The sequence below is a fragment of the Tepidimonas sp. genome, assembly GCF_029335975.1.
GTDB lineage: Bacteria > Pseudomonadota > Gammaproteobacteria > Burkholderiales > Burkholderiaceae_C > Tepidimonas.
On the sequence record NZ_JARJMT020000123.1, the window covers coordinates 1 to 4,876 of the forward strand.

The 4,876-nt window shown below is 64.5% G+C and carries 5 protein-coding genes and 1 pseudogene; 4 read left to right on the forward strand and 2 right to left on the reverse strand.

The window, feature by feature from the left end:
- A partial coding sequence (locus P3W97_RS06685; RefSeq protein ID WP_300845010.1) for an NAD(P)-binding protein occupies nucleotides 1–471 on the reverse strand: 471 nt, incomplete at its 3' end.
- Nucleotides 472–572: 101 nt separating this feature from the next.
- Here P3W97_RS06685 and P3W97_RS06690 point away from each other — a divergent pair.
- Nucleotides 573–1,574: a cobalamin B12-binding domain-containing protein gene (locus tag P3W97_RS06690; RefSeq protein WP_300845013.1), complete on the forward strand. Its 1,002-nt coding sequence runs from the start codon at nucleotides 573–575 to the stop codon at nucleotides 1,572–1,574.
- Nucleotides 1,575–1,703: 129 nt separating this feature from the next.
- On the opposite strand, the gene P3W97_RS06695 is transcribed toward P3W97_RS06690, so the two are convergent.
- Nucleotides 1,704–2,645, reverse strand: a complete 942-nt coding sequence (locus P3W97_RS06695) for a LysR substrate-binding domain-containing protein (protein ID WP_300845015.1) — start codon at nucleotides 2,643–2,645, stop codon at nucleotides 1,704–1,706.
- Between the two features lie 132 nt (nucleotides 2,646–2,777).
- On the opposite strand from P3W97_RS06695, the gene P3W97_RS06700 reads away from it, so the two are divergent.
- From P3W97_RS06700 to P3W97_RS06710, 3 genes and pseudogenes are all read left to right on the forward strand, one after another.
- Nucleotides 2,778–3,512 (forward strand): HAD-IA family hydrolase, encoded by a 735-nt coding sequence (locus P3W97_RS06700; RefSeq protein WP_300845018.1) that lies wholly within the window; start codon nucleotides 2,778–2,780, stop codon nucleotides 3,510–3,512.
- Between the two features lie 42 nt (nucleotides 3,513–3,554).
- Nucleotides 3,555–4,637, forward strand: coding sequence for a class 1 fructose-bisphosphatase (locus tag P3W97_RS06705; RefSeq protein WP_300845020.1), 1,083 nt, complete (start codon nucleotides 3,555–3,557; stop codon nucleotides 4,635–4,637).
- Nucleotides 4,638–4,684: 47 nt separating this feature from the next.
- A pseudogene (locus tag P3W97_RS06710) lies at nucleotides 4,685–4,876 on the forward strand (phosphoribulokinase); the annotation flags it as partial.

Sequence of the window (4,876 nt, forward strand, 5' to 3'; positions counted from 1 at the left end):
CTCCCCGAGCGGTTGTTGCAGGTCGGCTTCCTGGCCTTGTTCAGCCAGCCGGGTGCACAGGCGGTTGAAGCGCAACAAATCGGCCAGCATCTTCCAAAAGTGCGGGCGCATCCAGTTGCGCCGCTGCGCAAACACGGTGGCCAGCGAGGCGCCGCCCCATTCGAGGGCCGGGCCGTGTGCGCCGGCTGGCACCTGCACCGAAAACGACATGTCCGACGGTGCCGTCGGCACACCCAGCTCCGCCAGCAGTGCGATCAGGTTCGGATAAGTCCGCTCGTTGAACACCAGAAAGCCCGTATCCACACCATGGGTGACCGGGCGACCCTGCGCATCAGGCAGGGTGATGTCCACCGTGTGCGTGTGCCCACCGAAGTAGTCGTTGGCCTCGAACAAGGTGACATGGGCCCGACCGCACAGGCGATGCGCAACCGCCAAGCCCGAGATACCCGATCCGACGATGGCGACTTTCATGAACGAGCTCCTGCTGCGGTGGGCAGATCTGCATCTGCTTTGTCCTAGACAAATACCATTGTATGCTTCGTTGATCACTTGTGCATGTCCAGGTTCCCGTCATGAACACCGCGCCTGCGTCTCCCTCATCTTCCACCGGTGCGCCGATGGCCCTTTGGGCGATTGCGGATGTGGAGCGAGAAACGGGCATCGGTAAGGATACCTTGCGCGTGTGGGAGCGCCGCTACGGCTTTCCGGCGCCGCAGCGCGACGAACGCGGGGACCGGCTGTACGACGCGGAACAATTGAGTCGGCTGCGCCTGATACGGCGCCTGCTGGATGCCGGGTACCGTCCAGGACGCGTGGTGGGACTGCCGCGCGATGCCTTGGAAGCCTTGGCCGCGTCGGCTTTGGCGCAAAACCTGGCTGCGCCCCAGCATTTACCGGGCTCAGCGGGCGAGCCGGATCATTTGGCGGATGACCAGCTCGCACCCTGGATGGCTTGGCTGCGCCAGGATCAGACCCTACGGCTGCGCGAGGCGTTGCGCAGTGCAGTGCGCACGCGCGGACTGGCGCAGACCGTCGAGGCGGTGGTTGCCCCGCTGTGCACGGCGGTCGGCCACGCCTGGCTGCGTGGCGAGATCGGGGTGTACCAGGAGCACCTGTTTACCGAGGTGGTGCAGGCCACCCTGCGCGAAGCCATCGCCCGGACCGACGAAACCCATCCCGTCGGCCTGCGGCCGCCACGCGTGTTGCTGACCACGTCCCCGGGTGAGCAGCACCAATTGGGCCTGTTGATGGCAGAGTGCTTTCTGGCCCTGGAAGGCTGCGACCGGCTTCCGCTGGGGGTTTGCACGCCAGTGGCCGAGATCATCGGCGCCAGCGAGCGCACGGGCGCCGATGTGGTGGCGCTCAGCTACAGCGACCACGCCAGCCGGCGCGATGTCGTCGAGACCGTGGCACAGTTGCGGCAGCAGCTGGCCGCGTCGGTGGAGCTGTGGATCGGAGGGGCTGGCGCGGTTCGCAACATGCGGCGTGTGCCGCCCGATGTCGTCGTGTTGCGCCGGGCGGTCGATGCCGCTGTCCAGGTGCGGCTGTGGCGCCAACGCCGCGGCCTGGCCTGATGCGGCGATGCCGGCGACGGTCGGCCGGCGCGGAACAATGCATCCGGTGCCCCGGTCTGGGAATTGGCAGCGCCGGAGTCGGAGGTCCCGTCCTCGTCCCCAGACGCGCCCGCCCGTCGCGCCACGGTATCAGTCGGGGTGCTTCAGCGGCAACAACGTGCCGTAGCGTTCGGCCAAAAAGCGCTCACCCTGCTCCAGCACGAAGTATCGAAACGCCTCCGCCGCAGGCGACAGCAGCTTGGCCAGCGTGTGCACCACATGCCAGGCGCGCACCACGGGGGTGCCTTCGACGTCGAGTCGGGCGATCAGCCCGTGCTCCAGTTCCAAGCGCAGGGCGTGCAAGGACAGCAGTCCCAAGCCAAGACCCGCCATCACCGCCTGCTTGACGGCCTCATTGTTCGGCAGTTCCATGGCGATGCGGGGCTCGAGCCGGTATCGCTCGAAAAATTCGTTGAATATCGCCCGTGTGCCCGAGCCATGTTCCCGCACGATGAAACCATAGGGCTGCAGCGACTGCACCGTGGGGTGTCCAATGCGCAGCAGCGGGTGGTCGGTGGGCGCCACGAAGACGTGGGGATGGGCACCGAAGGGCTCGGCCCGTACATTCAGCTCGTTGGGCGGGCGCCCCATGATGGCAATATCGACCTCGGCATTGCGCAGCATCTGCACGAGCTGTTGGCGGTTGCCAATGGTCAGTCGCACATCCAACCCCGCGTGCTCGCGGGCGAATTCGGCCAGCAGCGCTGGCACAAAGTACTGTGCGGTGCTCAGCAAGCCAATCGTGAGCGTGCCCACCTCCAGTCTTTGCAGGCGCGCAGCGGCGTCCTCGGCATCCTTGAGCGTGGCCAGCACCTTGCGCGTGTAAACCAGCATGTATTCGCCGGCAGTGGTCAGGGACACGCGCCGGCCTTGACGCTCGAACAGCGGCAGGCCGACGTGCCCTTCCAGCTCCTTGATTTGCATGGTCACTGCGGGCGGCGTGAGGTGCAGCGACTCTGCCGCGCGGGCAAAGCTCAGGTGTTTGGCGACCTCGGCGAACACGCGGAGCTGGCGGAAGGTGGCGTTGCGCATAAGGTTAAGTTTTACCTGAATCCAAAAGCAAGTAATCGTGAATTTACCTTATGTGAACGGATGCCTATAGTTCATCGCTGACGCCAGATACGGAGCCTACCCTGGCCCGCGGGTGTCGTGGAGTTTGCCCATATGCTGGATGCCCTGATCTTCGACGTCGACGGTACGCTTGCGGATACCGAGCATGCCCATTTGGCGGCCTTCAATGCCGCCTTTGCGAGCGAAGGGCTGGACTGGCGTTGGGACGAGGCGCTCTACACCCGGCTGCTCGAGGTTTCGGGCGGCAAAGAGCGCATTCGCCACTACTGGCAGCAGGTGCATGGCAACCGCCACGACATCGACGGCACCGAGCTGAGTGCGCTGATCGAGCGGCTGCACGAAGTCAAGACCGCCTATTACGAGGACGCGGTTCGCCAAGGTCAGGTCCGGCTGCGCCCCGGTGTGATCGAGTTGATCGAGGAAGCGCGTCGGGCAGGCTTGCGGTTGGCGATCGCCACGACCACCTCGCCGGTCAATATCGCGGCGCTGCTGCGCAGCGCCATGGGGCCAGACTGGCGGATGGCTTTCGGTGTGGTCGAGGATGCCTCCACCGCGCCGCGCAAAAAGCCGCATCCGCAGGTCTACCTGCAGACATTGCAGCGCCTGGGTCTGTCGGCGCAACACTGCCTGGCCTTCGAAGATTCGGCCAACGGTCTGCAAGCGGCTCGCGCTGCAGGTCTGGCGACCGTGGTTACCCCCAACGCATTTACGGCGCATCACGATTTTTCGGGCGCGCTGCGGGTCTTGCCGTCACTGGCCGGGGTGACGCTGGCCGATTTGCGGTCGTGGTATGCCGGATCGCTGAATCCGCCGACCGCAGCGGCTTGAACACCCCATTTTGTTCTGTCACCCAACATCGCAGAGATCACCATGCCCCTGTCCCAACGCACCACACTGACGCAGTTTTTGATCGAGCAGCGGCGCCGCCATCCCAGCGCCAGCGGCGATTTCAACGCCCTCGTGCTGGATGTTGCGCTGGCGTGTAAGGCCATCGCGCGCAGCGTCGCTTTCGGCGCGCTCGGCGGCGTTCTGGGCGCGCAAGCGGGCTCCATCAACGTGCAAGGCGAGGAGCAAAAAAAGCTCGACGTCATCAGTAACCAGTTGTTCGTGAGCGCCAACGAGTGGGGCGGGCACCTGGCAGGCATGGCCAGCGAGGAGATGGACGAGCCCTACAACATTCCGTCCATTTACCCGCGCGGCAAGTACCTGTTGGTGTTTGATCCGCTCGACGGCTCCAGCAACATCGACGTCAATGTCTCGGTCGGCAGCATCTTCTCGATCCTGCGTGCGCCGCAGGATGTCATCGACAGCGGCCGCGATGTGACCGCCGCCGACTTCTTGCAGCCCGGCTGCCAACAACTGGCAGCAGGCTACGCGCTCTACGGCCCTTCCACGATGCTGGTGCTGAGTGTGGGCACCGGCGTGCACGGCTTCACGCTCGATCCCAATTTGGGCGAATTTTTCCTCTCGCACCCCGACATCCGCGTACCCGAAGAGACACAAGAGTTTGCGATCAATGCCTCCAACAGCCGTTTCTGGGAGCTGCCGGTCAAGCGTTATGTCGACGAATGTTTGGCCGGTAAAACCGGTCCGCGCGGCAAAGACTTCAACATGCGCTGGATTGCGAGTATGGTCGCCGAGGCCCACCGCATCCTGATGCGCGGCGGAGTGTTTCTGTACCCGCGTGACATGCGCGACCCGACCAAGCCAGGCCGCCTGCGCTTGCTCTACGAGGCCAATCCGGTGGGGTTTCTCATGGAGCAGGCTGGCGGGCGCGCCAGCACGGGCCGCGAGCCGATTTTGCATGTGCAGCCCACGTCTTTACACCAGCGCATCGGCCTGGTGTTTGGCAGCAAGAGCGAGGTCGAGCGTATCGAACGCTACCATCGCGAGCCCACTCCGATCAAGGACGACAACCCCTTGTTCGGTGAGCGCTCGTTGTTTCGCGACTGAGCCATTGGCCGCATGCTGGATTCGAGAAGTTCCGAGGAGAACCCGCCATGTCTGACAAGCATCCGATCATTGCCATCACTGGTTCCTCCGGGGCCGGTCCCTCCACCGTCTCGCGCACTTTCCAGAACATCTACCGCCGCGAGGGGGTGCGCGCCGCCACCATCGAAGGCGACTGCTTTCACCGCTACGACCGCCAGGAATTGCGCCGGCCCATGGCCGAAGAAGAGGCCAAGGGCAAC